The 20,463-nt window shown below is 35.1% G+C and carries 19 protein-coding genes and 1 pseudogene; 12 read left to right on the top strand and 8 right to left on the bottom strand.

The window, feature by feature from the left end:
- Nucleotides 1-31: 31 nt before the first annotated feature.
- The 8 genes from Q5N69_RS02240 to Q5N69_RS02205 form a co-directional block, all read right to left on the bottom strand.
- Nucleotides 32-646 carry a LysE family translocator gene (locus Q5N69_RS02240; RefSeq protein ID WP_304367213.1) on the bottom strand — a complete coding sequence of 205 codons (615 nt, stop codon included), beginning with the start codon at nucleotides 644-646 and terminating at the stop codon, nucleotides 32-34.
- A gap of 101 nt (nucleotides 647-747) precedes the next feature.
- On the bottom strand, nucleotides 748-1,218 hold the full coding sequence (locus Q5N69_RS02235; RefSeq protein WP_304367212.1) for a hypothetical protein: 471 nt from the start codon (nucleotides 1,216-1,218) through the stop codon (nucleotides 748-750).
- A gap of 94 nt (nucleotides 1,219-1,312) precedes the next feature.
- On the bottom strand, nucleotides 1,313-1,615 hold the full coding sequence (locus Q5N69_RS02230) for a hypothetical protein (protein WP_304367211.1): 303 nt from the start codon (nucleotides 1,613-1,615) through the stop codon (nucleotides 1,313-1,315).
- A gap of 103 nt (nucleotides 1,616-1,718) precedes the next feature.
- Nucleotides 1,719-2,597, bottom strand: a complete 879-nt coding sequence (locus Q5N69_RS02225; protein ID WP_304367210.1) for an alpha/beta hydrolase — start codon at nucleotides 2,595-2,597, stop codon at nucleotides 1,719-1,721.
- 84 nt (nucleotides 2,598-2,681) lie between these two features.
- Nucleotides 2,682-3,209, bottom strand: a complete 528-nt coding sequence (locus Q5N69_RS02220) for a hypothetical protein (RefSeq protein WP_304367209.1) — start codon at nucleotides 3,207-3,209, stop codon at nucleotides 2,682-2,684.
- Between the two features lie 541 nt (nucleotides 3,210-3,750).
- A complete protein-coding gene (locus tag Q5N69_RS02215) occupies nucleotides 3,751-4,245 on the bottom strand; it encodes a MarR family winged helix-turn-helix transcriptional regulator (RefSeq protein ID WP_304367333.1) in 495 nt (164 codons plus the stop codon).
- A gap of 136 nt (nucleotides 4,246-4,381) precedes the next feature.
- The gene (locus Q5N69_RS02210; protein WP_304367208.1) at nucleotides 4,382-5,809 is read right to left on the bottom strand and encodes a sensor histidine kinase KdpD; all 1,428 of its coding nucleotides are present in this window, start codon (nucleotides 5,807-5,809) and stop codon (nucleotides 4,382-4,384) included.
- A gap of 29 nt (nucleotides 5,810-5,838) precedes the next feature.
- Nucleotides 5,839-6,513 (bottom strand): response regulator transcription factor, encoded by a 675-nt coding sequence (locus Q5N69_RS02205; protein ID WP_304367206.1) that lies wholly within the window; start codon nucleotides 6,511-6,513, stop codon nucleotides 5,839-5,841.
- A 187-nt stretch (nucleotides 6,514-6,700) separates the two neighbouring features.
- Between Q5N69_RS02205 and Q5N69_RS02200 the strand changes: the two genes are divergently transcribed.
- From Q5N69_RS02200 to Q5N69_RS02145, 12 genes and pseudogenes are all read left to right on the top strand, one after another.
- Nucleotides 6,701-7,066, top strand: a complete 366-nt coding sequence (locus Q5N69_RS02200; protein ID WP_304367204.1) for a diacylglycerol kinase — start codon at nucleotides 6,701-6,703, stop codon at nucleotides 7,064-7,066.
- A complete protein-coding gene (locus Q5N69_RS02195; protein WP_304367202.1) occupies nucleotides 7,054-9,057 on the top strand; it encodes an LTA synthase family protein in 2,004 nt (667 codons plus the stop codon). The genes Q5N69_RS02200 and Q5N69_RS02195 overlap by 13 nt, the downstream gene beginning before the upstream one ends.
- Before the next feature lie 167 nt (nucleotides 9,058-9,224).
- On the top strand, nucleotides 9,225-10,862 hold the full coding sequence (locus Q5N69_RS02190) for a phosphoethanolamine transferase (protein ID WP_304367200.1): 1,638 nt from the start codon (nucleotides 9,225-9,227) through the stop codon (nucleotides 10,860-10,862).
- A 74-nt stretch (nucleotides 10,863-10,936) separates the two neighbouring features.
- A complete protein-coding gene (locus Q5N69_RS02185) occupies nucleotides 10,937-11,431 on the top strand; it encodes a hypothetical protein (protein WP_304367199.1) in 495 nt (164 codons plus the stop codon).
- Between the two features lie 99 nt (nucleotides 11,432-11,530).
- Nucleotides 11,531-11,901: pseudogene (locus Q5N69_RS02180) on the top strand (DUF1287 domain-containing protein); the annotation flags it as partial.
- A gap of 169 nt (nucleotides 11,902-12,070) precedes the next feature.
- Complete coding sequence (locus Q5N69_RS02175; RefSeq protein ID WP_304367198.1) at nucleotides 12,071-12,583, top strand: DUF6265 family protein; 513 nt, start codon at nucleotides 12,071-12,073, stop codon at nucleotides 12,581-12,583.
- Between the two features lie 290 nt (nucleotides 12,584-12,873).
- Nucleotides 12,874-13,458 carry a transcriptional regulator BetI gene (gene betI / locus Q5N69_RS02170; RefSeq protein ID WP_304367197.1) on the top strand — a complete coding sequence of 195 codons (585 nt, stop codon included), beginning with the start codon at nucleotides 12,874-12,876 and terminating at the stop codon, nucleotides 13,456-13,458.
- 22 nt (nucleotides 13,459-13,480) lie between these two features.
- Nucleotides 13,481-14,944: a betaine-aldehyde dehydrogenase gene (gene betB / locus Q5N69_RS02165; protein ID WP_304367195.1), complete on the top strand. Its 1,464-nt coding sequence runs from the start codon at nucleotides 13,481-13,483 to the stop codon at nucleotides 14,942-14,944.
- Nucleotides 14,945-15,028: 84 nt separating this feature from the next.
- The gene (betA, locus tag Q5N69_RS02160; RefSeq protein ID WP_304367193.1) at nucleotides 15,029-16,714 is read left to right on the top strand and encodes a choline dehydrogenase; all 1,686 of its coding nucleotides are present in this window, start codon (nucleotides 15,029-15,031) and stop codon (nucleotides 16,712-16,714) included.
- A gap of 192 nt (nucleotides 16,715-16,906) precedes the next feature.
- On the top strand, nucleotides 16,907-18,124 hold the full coding sequence (locus Q5N69_RS02155) for a BCCT family transporter (RefSeq protein ID WP_304367191.1): 1,218 nt from the start codon (nucleotides 16,907-16,909) through the stop codon (nucleotides 18,122-18,124).
- Between the two features lie 14 nt (nucleotides 18,125-18,138).
- Nucleotides 18,139-18,843 (top strand): TorF family putative porin, encoded by a 705-nt coding sequence (locus Q5N69_RS02150; RefSeq protein WP_304367189.1) that lies wholly within the window; start codon nucleotides 18,139-18,141, stop codon nucleotides 18,841-18,843.
- Nucleotides 18,844-19,056: 213 nt separating this feature from the next.
- Complete coding sequence (locus Q5N69_RS02145) at nucleotides 19,057-20,382, top strand: aspartate aminotransferase family protein (RefSeq protein ID WP_304367188.1); 1,326 nt, start codon at nucleotides 19,057-19,059, stop codon at nucleotides 20,380-20,382.
- Nucleotides 20,383-20,463 lie beyond the last annotated feature (81 nt).

The following is a 20,463-nucleotide window of genomic DNA, read 5'->3' as shown; positions in this document are numbered from 1 at the left end:
GATTAAATTCAGGCTTAGAGCATAGTCACTGTTAGGCTGTATATTTATCAACAAACTCTTTTACTACAGGTAAGACTGAACCCACTAAAAGTATAGCCATAGACACATTGAATACTTTTTGATGCTTAGGAGATTTTAAATACTTTTTAAGTCCTGCACCAAAAACTAACCAAACCCCAACAGATGGAAAAGAGACAACAAAAAATGCTAATGCTATATAGAGAACCTGAATAAATATATCTGTTGATACTGTCGTATAAGCGGATACAGCACCTGCAGCCATAACCCACGCTTTTGGGTTTACCCACTGAAATAATGCAGCTTGAATAAAACTCAACGGATTAGAAATGCCTCCGTCTAACGATGTAGGAGAAGAAGCAGCAATTAACCACGACAAATATAATAAGTAGAGAATACCAAATATTTTGATTATTTCATGTAACATAGGATACATTTCAAAAAACACACCTATACCTAAGCCTACTAATATAACCATTATGGGAAAGCCAAAACAAATCCCCAAAAGATGAGGCAAACTGAATTTAACACCATGATTTAATCCTGATGTCATAATCATTATATTATTTGGTCCTGGGGTAATACTTGTAGATAGCGCAAACAAAAAAATAGCAGAAAAAAATTCCATTAATTAATGAGTTCCCTTGTTAGCTAATACCTCACTTAGAGGCAAATAATTGTTAATTAGAATGTGTAACGAAACTAAGTTTTAAGCTCTACTTAATTGCCTTATAAGGTAATAAAACCAAGCGTATCCAAAATCAACAATGGAACAAGAACAACCAAAGCCGAGCCTAAAAGACAAATAAGACTGATACCAAAAGCTTTCCAACTAGATTGGAATTGGTATTGTTCCGATTCAATAATAGCCTTCTTAGTCATTTGGTATTTTTCAGCAACTAAACGAGCCACAACAACATAAGCAACGGTAAAAGGCGAGTTTGGAAAATCATCTGGTAACATAGGCAAAATAAATAAAAGAGCAATAATGAAAGCTATTCCAGCATAAAGCACATTTCTTTTACCTACATCATCATTTAGCAAGCTAAAATTCGTCATCAAAAAATAGATTAATCCAATAGGCCCTCCAACAAGTGCTCCGCATGCGATTTGTGTTGGGGAGTAGACTTTTACATCAGTGAGATTAATAGAAGTATTTTCAATATCAGATTTTGGGGTTGCATAAACATTACTTTCCATTGTATTTGATTCCTAAAATTGTATGTCTTACGCTTCATTGAGAAGCTAAAAATTATCTACCAAAAGGGAGGAACTTTAGTGTCTGTTGAGTGATTTATTGTATGTCACCTTTTGATGACTCAACTTCTAAAAATTTCCCACTTATCTGTTGCCCTTCTATCTTATTGCAATACCAAGAGTAAAAAGGAAAACCAACTAATGATGAAATAGCACCACCAAGTGCTGATAAAAAAGGTGTGATGATAGCGATTAAAAAACCCTTCATAAAGTTCTCTGAATTCCAGAAGTATGGAATAAGCGAAATAACACCCCAAAAGATACCAGCGCCAAAACTAACAAGAATAAAAACTTTGAATAATAAATTAAAGTCTAATTGACTTCTAAACTTACGACTCAAATGAGACTCCCCGTGACATATAATGCTTAATTAAGAGGCTAAAAATTGTTAGCCAAAATGTAGAGTGGGACCGGCCAAGGTTAATTTGCCCAGCTTGAATAGTTTATTCTATTTTGTCTGCCCTAAACTTATAATATGCATCTAAGGCTTTAGGAATAGAAATATATGGATTTTCCACATGACCCGCACCTTTACTATAGCTATGTTCAGAATAGAAATTTATTGGAGCATTCGAATCTATTGCCGATAATAATTCTTTAAATGATCCAGTAATGATTTCATTCTCAGCATCACCTAAACTCAAATATAGAAATAATGGTTTACCACTAACATTATCCAATCCTCTCTTAAATTCATTTACAACAATGGATTCGTCATACCAAGCTGCTGGACTAAAAACAAAATAGCCAGAAAATAATTCTGGTTTAGTAACAATTGTATATAAGACAAAACTTCCTCCAGCAGAGAAGCCACTTAAAATCCTATTATCATTAATTGAATAGTTAGTTTCCATATAAGGCAAAACCTCTATTTCTATAAATGATAAAAATAAATCAGCTTTCCCGAATATTGACGGCGAATTATCACTTGGCGGTCGTGCTTCTATCTTTACATCTTTTCTTGCATAAGGGGGAACAAGGTCCCTATTCCTTGAATCAACCCAAAATAGATTAGGAATAGCTACAATAATTGAATCTTCTATCACCTTCTTTTCAGATAGATCTGAAATTGATTCATCCCACCGACTTAAATTGAAGTTTCCATCTGATTTAATAATTAAAGGATAATTCTTTTTCTTATCATAACCTTTGGGTAAGCGAATGAATATTTTTCTCTCTTCCTCAAGAACCTCTGAATATATATTATGATCAATAAAATCAGAGGTGTAATCTTCAATATATCCTTTAGATAAGATAAAAATTGCAATTAGAATTATTAAAGAAATAACGATAATTATTTTTAATTTATTTGTAGCTTTCACCAATCATCCTTTGAAAAATATAACGCCTCGAACAGCCCACTTTTTTAGTCCTACTTAATTACTTTGTCATCCTCCAACTTACACTTACAAGGAAAGAGTACAAGATACCACTAGTAAAAATATCCCTAAGTATTTCATCCATACTCTAAACTCGTGGTAATAAATTTCATTATCACGTTTATCATAATGGTCAACAACATAAGACAACATATAAAAACAACCACAAAGAAATGCAATATTTGCGGTTAATATGCCTTCACCATAGACATACGTACTTTCATGTTTACCTAAAGGAATAAGCAATTCACCACTATAAAACCCATATATCCCGTATGATATTAATAAAACTGAAAATATAATGTTCTCCATAATTTCCCGTTTTGTTAGAGAGTTAGGAATGTAAACACCATTCGAGTCCACCTCTCTTAGAGGTTCATTTGAAATAAATGGATTTGGTAGTTTATCTTTAGGTGGAGGAGTATATTTTCCAGTATTTATTTTAGTAATTAGATCACATATAGTTTTATAACGTTCTGGGTACAAATGTTTATCTATGTGCTTTTTTACCTCTTCCAATTCATCTAAAGAATATTCTTCAAAACTTGGATTCACGCTTAACCTTCCTTGGAACATGACAATTTAATATGAGGATAAAACCTACCTTTCTAAAAGAGAAAAGCATATTCATTACTTAATAATTATTATCGACAATAATTGAATAAAAAATATAAATCAATAGGTTAAATAAAACCAATTAAACTTAAGTTTTGTCTTTATAACAATTCTTCATTTCATGTTTATTGAAAAGAAGATTTGCTAAAAACGGTTTAAAAACACAGTAATTTTCTCATAAATAAACCTCATCATATAACAAATGTATGACTTTCTGAGTCTAAAAAAACGTAAAAGTATTCAGATAGGGTTTCTATATAAATTTGAAATTTCCGGAGCATACATCGATTTATTTAAAAAGATGTATATCAGCTTAGGTAGTTAAAGCAGACTATATTACGAGTGATTTCCATAACATCACTAATGTAATTTTCTGCTCATGCTAGATGTAATTAAGTGAGTCAGTTTATAGTTATTTTCCACTCAATATCCTCTTGAGATGGTAACACTCTAGTTAGTGTTGGATTTTAAGCCTAATAACCTATTCTGGATTCTGATTAACGATACTGGCACTTAACGTATCTAATTCTAATAATGGTGCAGCGTCTAGTTCATTAGCGTTCATCATATCGGCAAGGCGCTCAATAGATGATAGTAATTGGGATTGCTCCCATTCAGCTAAGTTGGCAAACTTTTTAATGAAATGTTCTTGAAGAGGTTGTGGAGCGCTTAACAAAATCGCTTCACCATTTTCAGTTAAATATAAACCGACTCTGCGTTTGTCTTTGGTATCTCGTACTCTTGAAACAAGATTTTTGTTTTCTAAACGATCAAGAATATTTGTTACTGTCGCCGCACTTAGGTTAATGTTTTTAGCTACCTGCCCTGAATTAATACCTGAGTTTTTTACTATTTCTTGCATGATTAATAATTGTGGACTCGTTAAGCCTGAAGTTTTACTCAGATGCTTAGAATGCAGATCGATAGCTCTAATAACTTTTCTTAATGCAATTAATAACTCTTGATGTTTTTCCATAGAAGGTAAGGCTGTGAACATTGATTTTGCGTAGTTTAATCAAAATTAAAAGGGGATCACAGATAAATTATAGATTAGGTGTGATTTATCTGTGATTGAGCTTATTTATTAACTTATATCTGCATTTTAGCTAACGTTAAAAAGAAACTCTGAAAGTGATCAAATCGCCTTCATTTAATTCTACCGAAATTTCTATGCTCCCTCGCTCAGCTAAGGTTTTAACAATAGCTAAACCCAAGCCGAAATGTGTTTCAGACGTTCGAGCATTATCTTTTTGCCATAACGGTTCAAACATATTGTTAATATCGGTTTGAGTTAGGCTTTGCAAAGGTACGTTGGCTATTTTAAGTACGGGACGTTGTTCCGCAAGACGGAGTTGAATGTTTACTTTGCTTGATTCTGGACTGTAATGAACCGCATTATTGATAAGGTTGGTAAGTATTGCTTCAATTGAGAACACATCATTTACAATAACGAGTTCGTCAAGAATATTAACCTCGACTCTTTGCTCTAGAGAAGGCTGAGAAATAGCTAAACGTTCAAGGATAGATGCAATGGTTGAAGATAAGTTAATATTTTCCATCGTTAAATGAAATTGTTCTGAGCCGACTTTGTTAAGTAATAATAAAGACTCAACAATATTTTTCATACGCGTTGAAATAGACAACACATCATCTTTGTAGTTTTCTAAGACTTCAACATTGTCTGGGTACTTTATCGCAATTTCACTCACACTCATTAGCTCGGTAATTGGTGTTTTGAGCTCATGTGCTATATCGGAAGTTAGACGCTTTTCATTTTTAAGTAAGACTCTGTTTTCAATTAAGAACTGATTTAATTCGTCGATGATTGTTTTGATTTCACTCGGTGGAGAGTCAATTTTAAATGTGTCTGATTCATTATTTATATCTATTTCTCTTATCTGCTGATTAAGCAATATGATAGGTTTCAAACCATTTGAAACAATTCTATTTACTAAATAACGAATAAAAAATGCCGTACCAATCGCCGTTAATAAAAATACAACATCGATGAGAATTAGTATGCGTTCTAGAGTTGCGCTTGAGCGTGCAAAAACAAGATAAATAGGTGGATGAAACTCATTCAATCTTTCGTCTTGATATTGGTTTTCATTAGAAGTGTTTTCAGTTTGAGGAATAAATTTAAAGAGAAATACACGTCCACTTCTCCCATCAGGTAATTCAGCGTCTACAATTGCGCTACCACCTAATAACAAGTCAATTTTGTTAAAGTTAAATTCAGGTTCAATCACTAATGTTTGTGAGTATTTTAGAAGTTTTTTATTCGACCAAATTTGGAAATATTCAGGATTATCACCGCGATTAAACTCTGTCATCACATCTGTTAGCATAGTGAGTTGAATGGAATCTTCTTTATAACTTATTAAGTTAACAAGGCTTTTCCCTTTCTGTTCTAAAGACTCATCAAATTGTTTATCAACATAGCTATCGACACTAATATCTAAAAATAGTAAAACCAAAAATAAGATAAAGGTGATAAAGGTTGTTAATTGCCTAACTAAAGACTGTTTAATTGAGGTCATTTCTAATCCTAAAATCCGTGTATCGTTACTTAATCTTGAGTAGCGATATAGCCAAATCCACGTTTATTTTTAACGGGAAAAGTGGCTAACAATGGTTTTAATTTTTTACGAATAGACGAAATATGCGCTTCTAATGAGTTCTTGTTAATAGCATCATATTTACCAACAATATATTCTCCCATTTTTTCAGCGCTCACAACTCGCTCTTTGTTAATAAACAAACACTCTGTAATTTTATATTCTGTTGGCGTTAATTCTATGGGTTGGTTTTTATAACTAAACACTTTGGCTTGCAAATCAACAACAAAGTCATTAATGGTAATAATATTGGAAGCTCTTAACAGCTCACCTCTTCGAGTTAATGCGATAATTCGGGCGTGTAATTCGTCAAATGAAAAAGGCTTTGTCATGTAATCGTCAGCACCAGTAAATAAGCCGTCGATTCGATCATTAATTTGATCTTTTGCTGATAAGATTAATATTTTGCTTTGTTTGTTATGTGTTCTTAAGGTTTTTAATAGTGATAAACCATCAACACTTGGCAACATTAAATCTAAAATAATAACGTCGTAATCATCAGCTAGTGCCATAGCTAATCCGTCTGCACCATCACTTGCTTCATCAATAGCAAAGCCTAAGCCAACCAAGCCTATACGTAAACTACGTCTTAATTTATCAGAGTCTTCAACAAGTAAAATATTCATAATAAAAGCTATCGTTATTTTTGAGTATTTTATCATTCGATTCTTAAGGTTAACTGAATTTTAAGAAAGTAAATAACTCAATACTTATTTATTTAATACTTCAGCATTCCTTAAGTTTCCCCTCAGGTGATCTTAAGTTCAACTTGATAATTTAGTGTTAAGAATTATTACACTTATCGAGTTATCAATGACAATACAGAAACATAAAGGCTTTAAACGTATTTATTTAGCGTTTATCAATTCATTGCAGGGCTTTAACTGGCTTATAAAAAACGAAGCGGCTTTTCAGCAAGAGTTAGTTTTTATTGTCGTACTCTCTGTGATTAGTTTTTTATTGCCGGTGAGCTTATTAATGCATTTATTGCTGATTGTGTCGTTACTCTTTGTACTGCTCGTTGAAGTAATAAATACCGCAATAGAAGTAACGATAGATCGCATAAGTACAGAACATCATCCTCTATCTGGTTTAGCCAAAGACTTAGGCTCATTAGCCGTATTCATCAGTTTAACTATCGCTATTGCTACTTGGGGTGTTGTTTTATGGCAACTTTAATTAATGAGGGATCAGCTAATGTGATAAATAACAGATCTACTCACTCTATTAGCATTCCTGTTAAAAAAATAAACCAATTATTAGGTCCTCTTGTCGTTATTTTACACTTTTATGTTTATGCGCTTATCTTGCTTTCTACGGTGAGGTTAGCTTTGATTGTTTGGCAAGCAGAAAGAACTTTAGCTGAAGACTCGTGGCCGCAAATCTTATTAAATGGTTTGCGTATTGATATATCGGTTTTATCTTACCTATTTATCATTCCTGTATTAGTAAGCTGTATTGCATGGTTTTTTAATTCAAACAACAAAACATTAAGTACCTTTTTACATACCTTTATCAAGATTTGGTTAATCACCGCAGTAACAACATTAGTATTTTTTGAAGCTATAACGCCAACATTTATTTTAGAATACGATTTAAGACCTAATCGTTTATTTATTGAATACCTTATTTATCCTCAAGAAGTATGCGCGATGCTTTTTACTGGATACAAAGTTGAAATAATAAGTTGTTTGTTTATTCTTGCTTTAGCGATAAAGTTTCTGACTAAATTGTTTAATGCCCAATGGCAATCAAGTACAAGTTTACCTAAAAAATATAAAGCTATATTAGCTTTGGTTTTAATATTCATGTGTGCTTTAGGCGCTAGAGGAACTTTACAGCATCGCCCTATTAACCCAGCGATGATGGCTTTTTCAACAGATCACTTGGTTAATGAACTTACCTTAAATTCTCTTTATTCAACACTTTTTGCCTTAAAACAAATGCAACTTGAAATGAGCAGTGCTGACTTCTATGGTGATATGCCTTTTGATAAAGCTCTCACCCAAGTCCAACAAGCGTCTAACGTTGCCCCTGAACAATATTTAAATAAAGAATTACCAACACAAGCTTTTCATCAAGCTAGCTACAAAGGTAAACCTAAGAATATTGTAATACTACTTCAAGAAAGCTTAGGTGCTAGATATGTAGGAGCTTTAGGTGGCTTACCGTTATCACCTTCGTTGGATAAATTGATGACAGAAGGTTGGAATTTAACAAATTTATACGCAACAGGAACACGTTCTGTGCGAGGTATAGAAGCCATAACAACAGGTTTTTTACCCACCACTTCTCGCTCGGTAGTTAAGTTAGGTAAGTCTCAGAATAACTTTTTTACGATTGCTGACTTTTTACAAAAACAGAATTACCACACGCAATTTATTTATGGTGGTGAAAGTCACTTTGATAATATGAAAAGCTTTTTTTTAGGTAATGGTTTTACTGATATTGTTGATCATCCTAAATTCAATAAAATAGAATTTGAAGGATCTTGGGGAGCGTCAGATGAAGATTTATATAATCAAGCTCATCAAGAATTCACTCAGTTAGCTCATAACGATCAACCATTTTTTAGTTTAGTATTTAGTAGCTCAAATCATACACCTTACGAATTTCCTGATGGCAAAGTAGCTTTATACGATAAAGACAAAAATACGCGAAATAATGCTGCTAAATATGCAGATTATGCGTTAGGTACCTTTTTCGAAAAGGCTAAAAAATCTGATTACTGGGAAAACACCATATTTTTAGTGGTAGCGGATCATGACTCAAGAGTGGCTGGAGCTGAATTAGTACCGATAAAGAATTTTCATATTCCTGCTTTAATTATCGGTGAAGGTATTGAAGCTAAAAAAGATACTCGATTAACTAGCCAAATTGATCTGGCGCCTACCCTATTATCTCTTGCGGGAATAAACGGAAATCATCCCATGTTGGGCCACGATTTAACTCAAGAAATTCCTAAGAATAAATTACGCGCTTTAATGCAATATGATAAAAACTTTGCTTACATGACAAACAACAACAAAGTATTTTTACAACCTGACAAAGAAGCTTTAGTCACGGGGAAAAACACCTTGTCTGAAAACGAGAAAAAAGACTTAATTACACGAGCAAAAGCCCATGCCATTTTAGGAAGTAAATTGTATCAAAACCAAGTTTATAAATGATAAAAAAGCTCATTATAGAATCAACTTATAACGCTATTTATCAATTACCAAATCTAAACTTTAAATGGATGAAAAGTAACTGTAAAACTCAGTAAACCTTCAGTTTAGATTAAGTCTTATTTAAGTATAAAACCGCACAATATTATTTTTATTAAAGAGATAATATTGTGCAAAAACTATTAGTTAAAAACCTTACCTTAAATTCAGTGACTCTGCTGATCAGTATTTATTTCTCATTAGTTTTAAACCTACCATTTTTACAAAAAACATATGCCGATTTGGCTAAACTAGATAACTTTAATTGGGCTTATTTATTTTCTTTACCACTTTTTTTAACCTGTATATTTGTACTTTTTTTTAGCCTATTACCTAAGCAATATATTTATAAAATAGTAGTCAGCCTTTTCATTATATTGTCAGCTACATTTTGTTACGCCATTAAATGTTACGGCATCATTTTTGACTATGGCATGGTTGAAAATATGCTTGAAACATCAACATCTGAAGCTTTTACCTATCTTAACCCTTCTTCGATTTTTTATGTGGTGTTGTTAACCTTACTTCCATTATTCCTTTTATCTAAAATGAGTAAGAAAAATCAATCATTTAAAATTAGTATAATGGAACGACTAAAGCTTATTACTGTAGCCCTTGTTATTATCTTCATTATTGCTGCTAGCCTTTATTCTAGTTATGCATCAGTTAATCGTAACAACCGAGAATTAGCCAAATATATTGTGCCATTTCCAACCTTAATTTCTAGCTATAAATACGTTAAACAAAATTATTTTTATGAACCTAGCGTTTTTAAAATATTAGATGCTGAACCTAAATTAGCAGCATTTAATAACGAAGATAAAAACGTGATTGTTATGATAGTGGGCGAAACGGCACGAGCCAAAAACTTCTCTTTAAATGGTTATGAAAAAGCGACAAATGAATATACGGCAAAGCTCAATATTCAATCCTTCCAAAACATGTACTCTTGTGGAACAGCAACAGCAGTATCAGTCCCTTGTATGTTTTCATTATTAACCAAACCAGAATTTAATAAACAGCTTGCGGCATCACAACAAAACTTATTAGACATAGCTAAACTGGCAGATGTTGACGTATTGTGGATAGATAACAACGAGGGCTGTAAAGGCGTGTGCAAAAGAGTACAGACCATTGACATAGATAAAAACAAAACTAACCCTTTATGTGATGGCGACTATTGTTTTGACGAAATATTACTGCCTCAACTTGAACAAAAAGTAACAAATTTAACTCACCAAACCACATTAATTGTGTTGCACTTGATGGGCTCACACGGACCAACCTATTACCGTCGTTATCCTGATAAATTTGCTACATTTTTACCCGATTGTCAGCAAAGTGATATTCAAAACTGTAGCTCTGAACAGCTTATAAATACTTACGACAATACGATTCATTATTCCGATTACGTCATTGCTGAAGTGTTAAAAACATTGGATAAGTTAGTTAAAACAACCGAAAGTACAGAAAATAACAGGATCAACGCTGACATGTTGTATGTTTCAGATCATGGAGAATCGTTAGGTGAACATGGCTTATATTTACATGGTTTTCCTTATTCTATTGCGCCAAGTGAGCAAACACATATACCTATGCTTTTTTGGTCAAATAACCATATTAATAAAATCAAAGGTCATTGTGCTCAAGCGAATAGCCAAAAAACTTTTAGTCACGATAACATTTTTCACACTATGCTGGGTTTACTGAATATTGAAACAACAAGCTATCAAGCTGAAATGGATATTTTTAACTTATGCGTAAGCTAGTTTTAATGCTAAGTTAAATAATACGGACAATCGACTAACACCCATTTAGTGTAGTAACAAAAATAGAGGGATTTATGATTAAACGACTTACTTTAATATTAGCGTTAAGCTTTTCAACAAACTTATTAGCAAACGATATCGAGCACTTTGAAGCTGCGTTAGCTGTGGTTTCAATGCCTGAAGGTGAAAAATTTGAAGAGATGATCCAAGGCATTGTTAACCAACAAGTTGCTTCGGATCCTTCAATACGACCAATAAGAAGAGCATTAGAAATATTTTATCGCGAAACATTTCAATCTGATGAATTTATTCATGGCATAGCTAATATCCAAATGGACTTGTTTTCATACGAAGAACTTTTAGAAATAAAAGAAATGATGGATTTACCTATTTTCAAAAAGTACGAAGAAATAATGCCAACTTTCATGACAAGAAATATGCAATTAGGCCAACAAGTTGTTGCATTAAAACAAGATCGATTAAAAGAATTAATTAACGCTGAACACGAGCGAATTGAAAAGTTGCAAGAGTTAGATCAACAAATGAATTTAACGGGTTCTGAACAATAATTAAAAAACGCTGAGTAGATACAACCAATCAGTGGTTCACTGAGTTCTGGTTGTATCTATTATCTGGCTATTCATAAAAAGGAATTGGGAAGTATAGTTATGACAAAACTCTCATTTTTATTTCTCATACTTTTTGCTTTAGATACTCAGGCGTTGTCTTTTGAAAACGATATTGTTTCAGCGTTGTTAGAACGAACTACACATAATGTTAGTTATGATGGTGCTTATTTATCAATTCCTTACCCTAATGGTGACGTTCCAGACAATATAGGTGTGTGTACTGATGTTCTGATCCGCTCTTACAGAAAGTTAGGCACAGATCTTCAAAAGCTGGTTCATGAGGATTGGTGGCGAATTTTGATTTATATCCATCGAAAAGAATTTGGGGGTTAAGCCGAACAGATAAAAACATAGATCATAGACGCGTTCCGAATCTACAAACATTTTTCAAAAGACATGGAGAAGTGTTAAACATATCAAATACCCCAAAGGATTATAAAATCACAGGTCATTATCGATATGTTCCAGAGAAGTATAAAACTCATCCACAAAGCTAAAAGAGTCATTAGCGATTCGACACTTAATTAGCTATAACTGTAATATTATTAATTAAGCCCGCCTTTTATAAGGATTAAAAAGATGAACAAAGCCATAGCGTACATTCTCCTGTTATTGTGTTTTAACACTTCAGCAAATGACAAATTTGATAACTTATTATTTTTAGAAAACAACCAACAATCCCCCAAAGCTGATTTGAGTGTTGTTTCTTGGCTTGAAGGCCATTGGAGAGGCGAAGCTTTTGGTGGAATTATTGAAGAAGTATGGGCGCCAGCACTGGGTAAAAGTATGATGGGTGCATTTAAGCTGGTTGTTAATAATGAAGTTCAATTCTATGAGATTGAAACAATATCTGAAGAAGAAGACACACTTGTTTTTCGCTTAAAGCATTTTCATAAAAACCTAAAAGGCTGGGAAGAAAAAGACATTACAGTGGATTTTGTGCTTGTTAAAGTTACTAAAAATAAAGTTTATTTTAATGGCCTGACGCTTGAAAAAATAAGCAATAACGAAATAAACTTATACGTAGCGATTGAAGATAACGGCAATACGACAGAAGAGAAATTCACGTACAAGCGAGTTAAATTAAATTAAAAACACTTCCTAACATCAGCTTCCTCATGAATATGACATAAGGTTTTTATAACAGCCCATACGTCCAAAAATAATCATTAGAACACTAACCTTTAATGATTAGTCTTCTTTTCAATTCATTGCTTTATTTACATTCTCATAAGCCAAACCTAGTCAAAATCAATTACAAAACCACACTTTCAAAGGCTTGCAGTTATTTATAGCAAACTCCCTTCGTTTGATAACTCCACTAAAAACCGTTAGAATAGAAATTAATTGAACGTTCAATTAAAAAAAAAGAAAAAGAACATATGCCTAAAGTAGGAATGAAACCAGTTCGTAAACAACAGCTTATTGATGCCACGTTAGAATCGATAGGTGAATACGGTTTACAAAGTACAACGATTATTACTATCAGCCGTATTGCTGGCTTATCGTCAGGCATTATCAGTCACTATTTTGGTGGTAAGCAAGGCTTGATAGAAGCCACCATCATGCATCTTTTAGAGCAATTAAGACTGGCTTTGCTAGAACGTATTTCTGTTGAAGGGCTTGCGGCAAATGAACGTTTAAAAATAATTATAGAAGCCAACTTTACGCAGTTTCAGCAATCAACTGCGGCAATAAAAACCTGGCTTAGCTTTTGGGCAGAGTCGATGCACGACCCTAAGCTGAAAAGATTGCAAAACATTAATAGTAGGCGTTTACACAGCAATTTACTTTTTTCATTTCGTCAGTTACTCGCTGAAGAACAAGCACAACAAGCTGCAAAACAAACGGCAGCCATGATTGATGGCTTTTGGCTACGATGTGCTTTAAGCGCACAACCTGATGAAGAATTTAAACAAGCTGAACAATTATGTAAAAACTTTATAGACGACCAACTTAACCATTAAATTAAAGAAAACGGAGAGATACTTGTCAACAATACGTTATAAAAATTATGTCGATGGTACTTATATTGAAAATGCCAATGGTGAAACATTTGATGTGATCAACCCAGCAACGGGTAAAGTGATCTATCAAGTAGAAGTAGCTGATGAACAGGTAAAAGAACAAGCGATAGCAAGCGCTAAACGTGGTTTTGCCACTTGGTCAGCCATGAGTGCTATGGAACGTAGCCGTATTTTACTTAAAGCCGTTGAATTATTACGTGAACGTAATGACGAGTTAGCAGAAATTGAAGTACTTGATACAGGTAAACCTTGGCAAGAAGCTTCAGTGGTTGATGTTTTATCTGGCGCTGACTCTATTGAGTTTTTTGCTGGGTTAGCTCCAGGTGTTGAAGGTAATCAACAATCAGTAGATGGCGATTTTTATTATACACGTCGCGAACCTTTAGGTATTTGTGCTGGTATTGGCGCTTGGAATTACCCATTACAAATCGCATGTTGGAAAGCAGCTCCTGCATTAGCTTGTGGTAATGTAATGATTTTCAAACCTTCAGAAGAAACACCACTTGGCGCATTAAAACTTGCTGAAATATTTACTGAAGCTGGTATTCCTAACGGCGTATTTAACGTGGTTCAAGGTGCCGGTGAAGTTGGCGCATGGTTAACTCATCATCCTGAAATAGCTAAAGTTTCTTTTACTGGTGAAGTAGGTACTGGTAAAAAAGTTATGACTGCTGCGGCAAGTACTTTGAAAGATGTGACGATGGAACTTGGCGGCAAATCACCTTTAATTATTTTTGATGATGCTGATATCGATAATGCAGTTTCTGCCGCTATGTTAGGTAACTTTTATACCCAAGGTGAAATCTGTACAAACGGTACGCGAGTATTTGTGCAAAAGTCGATTTACCCTGTATTTATTGAAAAATTATTAGAACGTACAAGTAAAAATATCGTGATTGGTGATCCTATGGATCCTAACACTAACTTTGGCGCGCTTATCTCTGAAAGGCATCAAAAACTCGTACAAAGCTACATTGATATTGGTATTAAAGAAGGCGCTACATTACTGCATGGCGGTAAAGCACTTAAACCAGCTAACGCACCCGATGGTTATTTTACAGCACCAACAATTTTTGGTGATTGTACTGACGATATGACCATTTGCCGCGAAGAAATTTTCGGTCCGGTAATGAGTGTACTAACCTTTGATGATGAAGACGAAGTGATCAGCCGAGCTAACGACACAGAATTTGGTTTAGCTGCTGGGATATTTACACAAGATATTACACGTGCTCATCGTGTTGTTCATCAAATGGAGGCAGGTATTTGTTGGATCAACAACTACGGTGCTTCACCTGCTCAAATGCCTGTTGGTGGTTATAAGCAGTCAGGTATTGGTCGTGAAAACGGCTTAGTAACACTGAATTACTTTACTCAAATTAAAGCGGTTTATGTAGGATTACAGAAACTTGATAGTCCTTTTTAGCAATCAATTTGAGCTTGGTTTAAATAGATCAAGCTCAGTGATTACAAAGCTTTTACTTCTTTAAATTATTAAAACGGGTTTTAAATGAATAGCGAAAAATTTGATTACATTATTGTTGGTGCTGGCTCTGCGGGTTGTGTATTAGCAAATAGGTTAAGTGAAGACAGTAATAACAATGTATTACTGATTGAAACAGGTGGCAGCGATAAAAGTATTTTTATTCAAATGCCAACGGCTTTGTCTATTCCGATGAATACCAAAAAATATGCTTGGCAGTTTGAAACCCAACCTGAGCCATTTTTAGATAACCGTCGTATGCATTGCCCTCGCGGCAAAGTGCTTGGTGGTTCATCTTCAATTAACGGCATGGTTTATGTGCGTGGTCACGCAAAAGATTTTGACGAATGGCAAGAACATGGCGCTCAAGAGTGGGATTATGCTCATTGCTTACCTTACTTTAAAAAGTCAGAAGATTGGGCTTTTAGCGCCAATGAATACCGTGGTAAAGGTGGTCATTTAGGTGTTAACAATGGCAACGAGATGAAAAACCCTTTATACCGAGCGTTTATCAATGCAGGTACTGAAGCCGGTTATTTTGAAACCAAAGACTACAATGGCGAGCAGCAGGAAGGCTTTGGCGCAATGCACATGACAGTTAAAAATGGTGTGCGCAGCTCAACAGCCAACGCCTATTTACGCCCAGCGATGACACGTAATAATTTAACCGTTATCACTCATGCCTTAGTACACAAAGTATTACTTGAAGGTAAAAAAGCCGTTGGTGTTAGATACGAACGTAAAGGTAAAGTTGTTGATGTAATGGCGAGCAAAGAAGTGGTTTTATCTGCGGGTCCTGTAGGTTCTCCGCACTTATTACAACTTTCAGGCATAGGGCCTAAAGATGTTTTAGAAGCTGCCAATATTGAAGTTAAGCACGATTTACCTGGCGTAGGTAACAACTTACAAGATCATCTTGAGTTTTACTTTCAATTTAAATGTAAAAAGCCAATTTCTCTTAATGGTGAATTAGATTGGTTCAGTAAACTTAAAATTGGTGTGCGCTGGATATTAACTAAAAAAGGTTTAGGTGCGACAAATCACTTTGAATCGTGTGGTTTTATTCGTTCAAAAGCCAGTGTTGAATGGCCTGATTTACAATATCATTTCTTACCTGCAGCAATGCGTTACGACGGTAAAGAAGCCTTTGCAGGTCATGGTTTTCAAGTACACATTGGTCATAATAAACCAAAAAGTCGTGGCCATATTAAAGCCATTTCAGCAGATCCTAAAGCACATCCAGAAATCTTGTTTAATTATCTTGAACACGAAGATGATCGCGAAGGTTTCCGTGCTTGTGTTCGCTTAACTCGCGAAATTATTAATCAACAAGCGTTAGATGAATACCGTGGTGAAGAAATTCAACCGGGTACTCATATTCAAACTGATGAAGAAATTGATACATTTGTACGTGAGTTTGTTGAAAGTGCTTACCACCCTTCTTGCTCATGTAAAATGGGAACAGACGAAATGGCAGTAGTTGACCCGCAAACCCGAGTTCGTGGAATTGAAGGGCTTCGTGTTGTAGATTCATCAATATTTCCAACGATCCCTAACGGTAACTTAAACGCTCCAACCATTATGGTTGCTGAACGTGCTGCTGATATTATTCGCGGCAAAGAATTACTTGCACCATCAACAGCTAAAGTCACTATTGACTCTAAACGGCAAGAACAGCAACGTTCAGCCGCACCTAAAAGAACAATCAGCTAATTTATAGCATCAAATAAACGCGAGTATCGTTCATCTCCTAATTTTCGTCGTCTTATATTTTATAACGGCGAAAGTTAAGGTTTGAAGTATAAAGTCACAACCTTAATTAGGCTTTCGGGATCACTCAAACAATAAAACAACAGAGGAGTTAATTATCTTTAAACACATAAATTGCACTTCAGGGAGACAGTTATGACCGCATGGTTATCAGCAGGAATGCTATTTACATTTATCGCCATCATATTCGTATTATATCGATGGGGAAATATTCGTTGCGTAGGTGTAACGCCAGTAAGAACCTTTACTTTTATCGCGATATTATTTACTTCAGGCTTAGATGTGGGACTTATTATGTTCCCGTTAACTGAGTTCGCTGGCTACTCCGATTTAGCAACCAGTCCTGAGTATGGATTTACAAATCCACTATCTATCGAATTTGGCTTTTGGGCCTTTCTTATCTGGGCTTTTTACTTTTTAACCTGTTTTTACTTTTGTGTTCTTGAGCCACGCGTGCGCTTCTTCGAAATACCTGTAGTTAAAATTATAAATAACGTTGTCATCATAGGTACTTGTGCCTTTACCGCCAATTTACTTCTTATTAATTTACCTTGGTATATGCCTGATCTTGGCGATGGTGAATCTATTATTGGTACGTTTTACGCGATTGTTTTCTTGGTTATTGCCTTTGCCGTGTATTCAAGTACCAACATACGTTATGTACGCATTTTAAGCTTATCAACAACTTGGTTGTTTCTTGCCTTAATCGCTTTAATGTGGGGCGGAGCGTTTCTTGGTGAAGGTTCAAGCATAGGCGAATTTGCAAATACTTTCTCAATGCTAGGTGGTTACTTTGGTAACATCCATGAGTTTGTTTTACCGATGAACGAATACCATGAGTTTTACCTTTATTGGTGGTTTGCATGGAGCATAATGATTGGTCAATTCACCGCACGTTTTGTTAGTGGTTTACGCACCTATCAAGTACTTGTGGCTATGATGGTATTTCCGTCTATCCCAATCGCTATTTGGTTTACTGTATTGTATTACTACAACCTGAACGGCATTGAAACCGCAGGCTTCTATAACATTGCTATGGTAGTTGTTGGTATTACATTTGTAGTGAACTCGCTCGATTCTTTAGTGCGCTTATACACCGATAATTTAAACATAGGTGTAGCGCGTGTGGGTAAAGTTAAATACTTAATAGGTAACTTAGTTGCGTTGAGCTTACTTACCTTGTTATTCAAATTAGATTTCTTACAAATTCAATGGGTTGGCGCTTTAGTTGTTGGGATGTTCTTCGCTTGTTTTGGCTATATGATATTTAGCAAATTCAAAGATGTAGCAGCCATTGAAAGTTCGCCAAAAGAAAACAAAATTGATTTTACAAAAATTGAACATGTAACTTAAAGGGAAATTAAATAATGAATAAAACAATGATAACGTTAGTAACAAGTGGTTTATTAGCCGCTTCTTCAAGTGCTTTAGCGGAAGTATCAGCAACAGTTAACCTTACTTCTGACTACACTTTTAACGGTGTTAGCCAAACCAATAACAACCCAGCTCTTCAAGCGAGTTTAGACTATGCAGGAGATGATGGCTTTTACACTGGCGCTTGGGCTTCAACTATTGATTTTGGTAGCGGTGAAGATTCAAACCTTGAATTTGACGTTTACGCAGGTAAGTATTTTCAGTTAGACGATAAAATTGGTTTAGACGCAGGTATTGCCTATTACACATACCACGGTGATTCTATTTCAGATACCTATAACTACCCTGAAGCTTATGCGAAGTTTGGTTATAACTCCGACTTAGGTGATACCGAATTAAACTTTTGGTACAGCTGGGATTACTTCGGTTTTGATGTGGGTCATTACATTGCCATGGTTGCTCACACCATTGAAGTAGCTCCAGGTCATAATGTTAGAGTTAGCTTTGATCGTTCAACGTCGCAAGATGAAAACAGATGGAGCTGGGATGGTGGTTCGTCATACAACCATTACCGTGTTGAATACATGACTAGCTACAAAGGTTTTGATTTTAACGCGGCTCTTGAAGATACTGATATGAATTTGGATACTGCCGACACACGTGTTGTGTTATCTGTATCTCGTACTTTCGGTTTATAAAAACCTGAACCTAATACGAAGAGATCACTAATCTTTCAGTGAGTTCTTACCTAAAAGCTCTTATATGTAATGTATAAGAGCTTTTTTATTTATAATACCAAGCTATTAATTACCTCTAGCACTTCCTGCCATCTCACTATCCCTGTATTATCTGCGCCATAAATTACGACGACAACCTTTGTTGAAAACATACTAGTTAGATTGGACCATCTTATGACCAAAACACACAAACCCAATAGTGCCAACATGCTCAAAAGAGCGCATACCAACATGCCTTTAGGCGTTGCCGACAGCTACCGTTACTGGGGCGAAGACAACACCGTATTTTTGAGTAGTATGAAAGGTTGTACGATCACCGATTGCGACGAACAAACCTTTGTAGATTTTCGTTTAGCTTACGGTCCAATTATTTTAGGTTACCGTGATGAACGTGTTGATAATGAAGTTATCAATGCGATTACCAACATAGGCACTATTTCTGGCTTCTCTACAGGTCTTGATTCTGATGTGGTTGAACTAGTGAAATCACTATGTCCAAATATCGACAAAATGCGTTTTGCTAATTCAGGTACTGAAGCCGTTATTGGTGCTGTAAGAACGGCTCGTGGCTTTACACGTCGCAATAAAATTGTTGTAGTTGAAGGTGGTTTTCATGGTTTACATGACGAAGTTATGTGGAAGTCGGATGTTGATAACTGGGAAGTAGATGATAATAAATCGCCTGAAATTATTCCTTTTGGCGCAGGTATTCCTCAAAGCACACGAGAACATCAAGTCAGTGTTCCATTAAACGACTTTGAAGCGATTGATGCTGTATTTGCAGAATATGGTGATGATATTGCAGCTATCTTGATTGAACCTATCATGGGTAATTGTGGTTCTATTGCTTCAACGCAAGAATATATGCAAAAGCTACGTGATATTTGTGACAGCAATGGTTCATTGTTAATTATGGATGAAGTTAAAACCGGTTTCCGTGTCGCTAAAGGCGGCGTGCAAGCTTTATATAATATTCACGCTGATTTAACCACTTACGCTAAAGCTATGGGTAATGGTTACCCTGTTGCCGCTTTTGGTGGTAGGGCTGAAGTGATGGATGCTATATCTTTCGATAAGGGTGGCGTTACACATGGCGGTACTTATACGGCTAATATGGTAGCGTTAAGTGCGGCAAAAGCGACATTAACTTTATTAAAAGAAACTGATGCGTTAGCCACTATCGATAGTGTAGGTTTACACATTCAAACCTTACTTTCTCGCGTGTTTACTAAGTTTGATGTTGAACATTGTTTTGCAGGTCCTAACTCAATGTTTGGTGTGCATTTTGGTGCTAACGTGCCGCAAAACTACCGCGATTGGAAAAAAACCAATAGCGACTTATATACACAGTTCGCCCTTAACTTAATCGACAATGGCGTGATGTTAGAACCTGATTCACGTGAACCTTGGTTTATTTGTGAAGCACATCAAACCATGGATTTTGAATGGTTAGAGCAAGTCGCTGAAAAATCTATGGCAGATGCTATTAACGCTAGCTAATCTTTTAACATATTTCTTTCGCATAACTCTTAGAAATAGCTCTTATAAGTAATAATTACCGAAGCTGAAAAATTGATTTTA

It is taken from the genome of Pseudocolwellia sp. AS88, from assembly GCF_030551755.1.
In the GTDB taxonomy this organism is placed as follows: Bacteria; Pseudomonadota; Gammaproteobacteria; order Enterobacterales; family Alteromonadaceae; genus Pseudocolwellia.
This window is presented reverse-complemented; position numbering and strand designations above follow the sequence as displayed.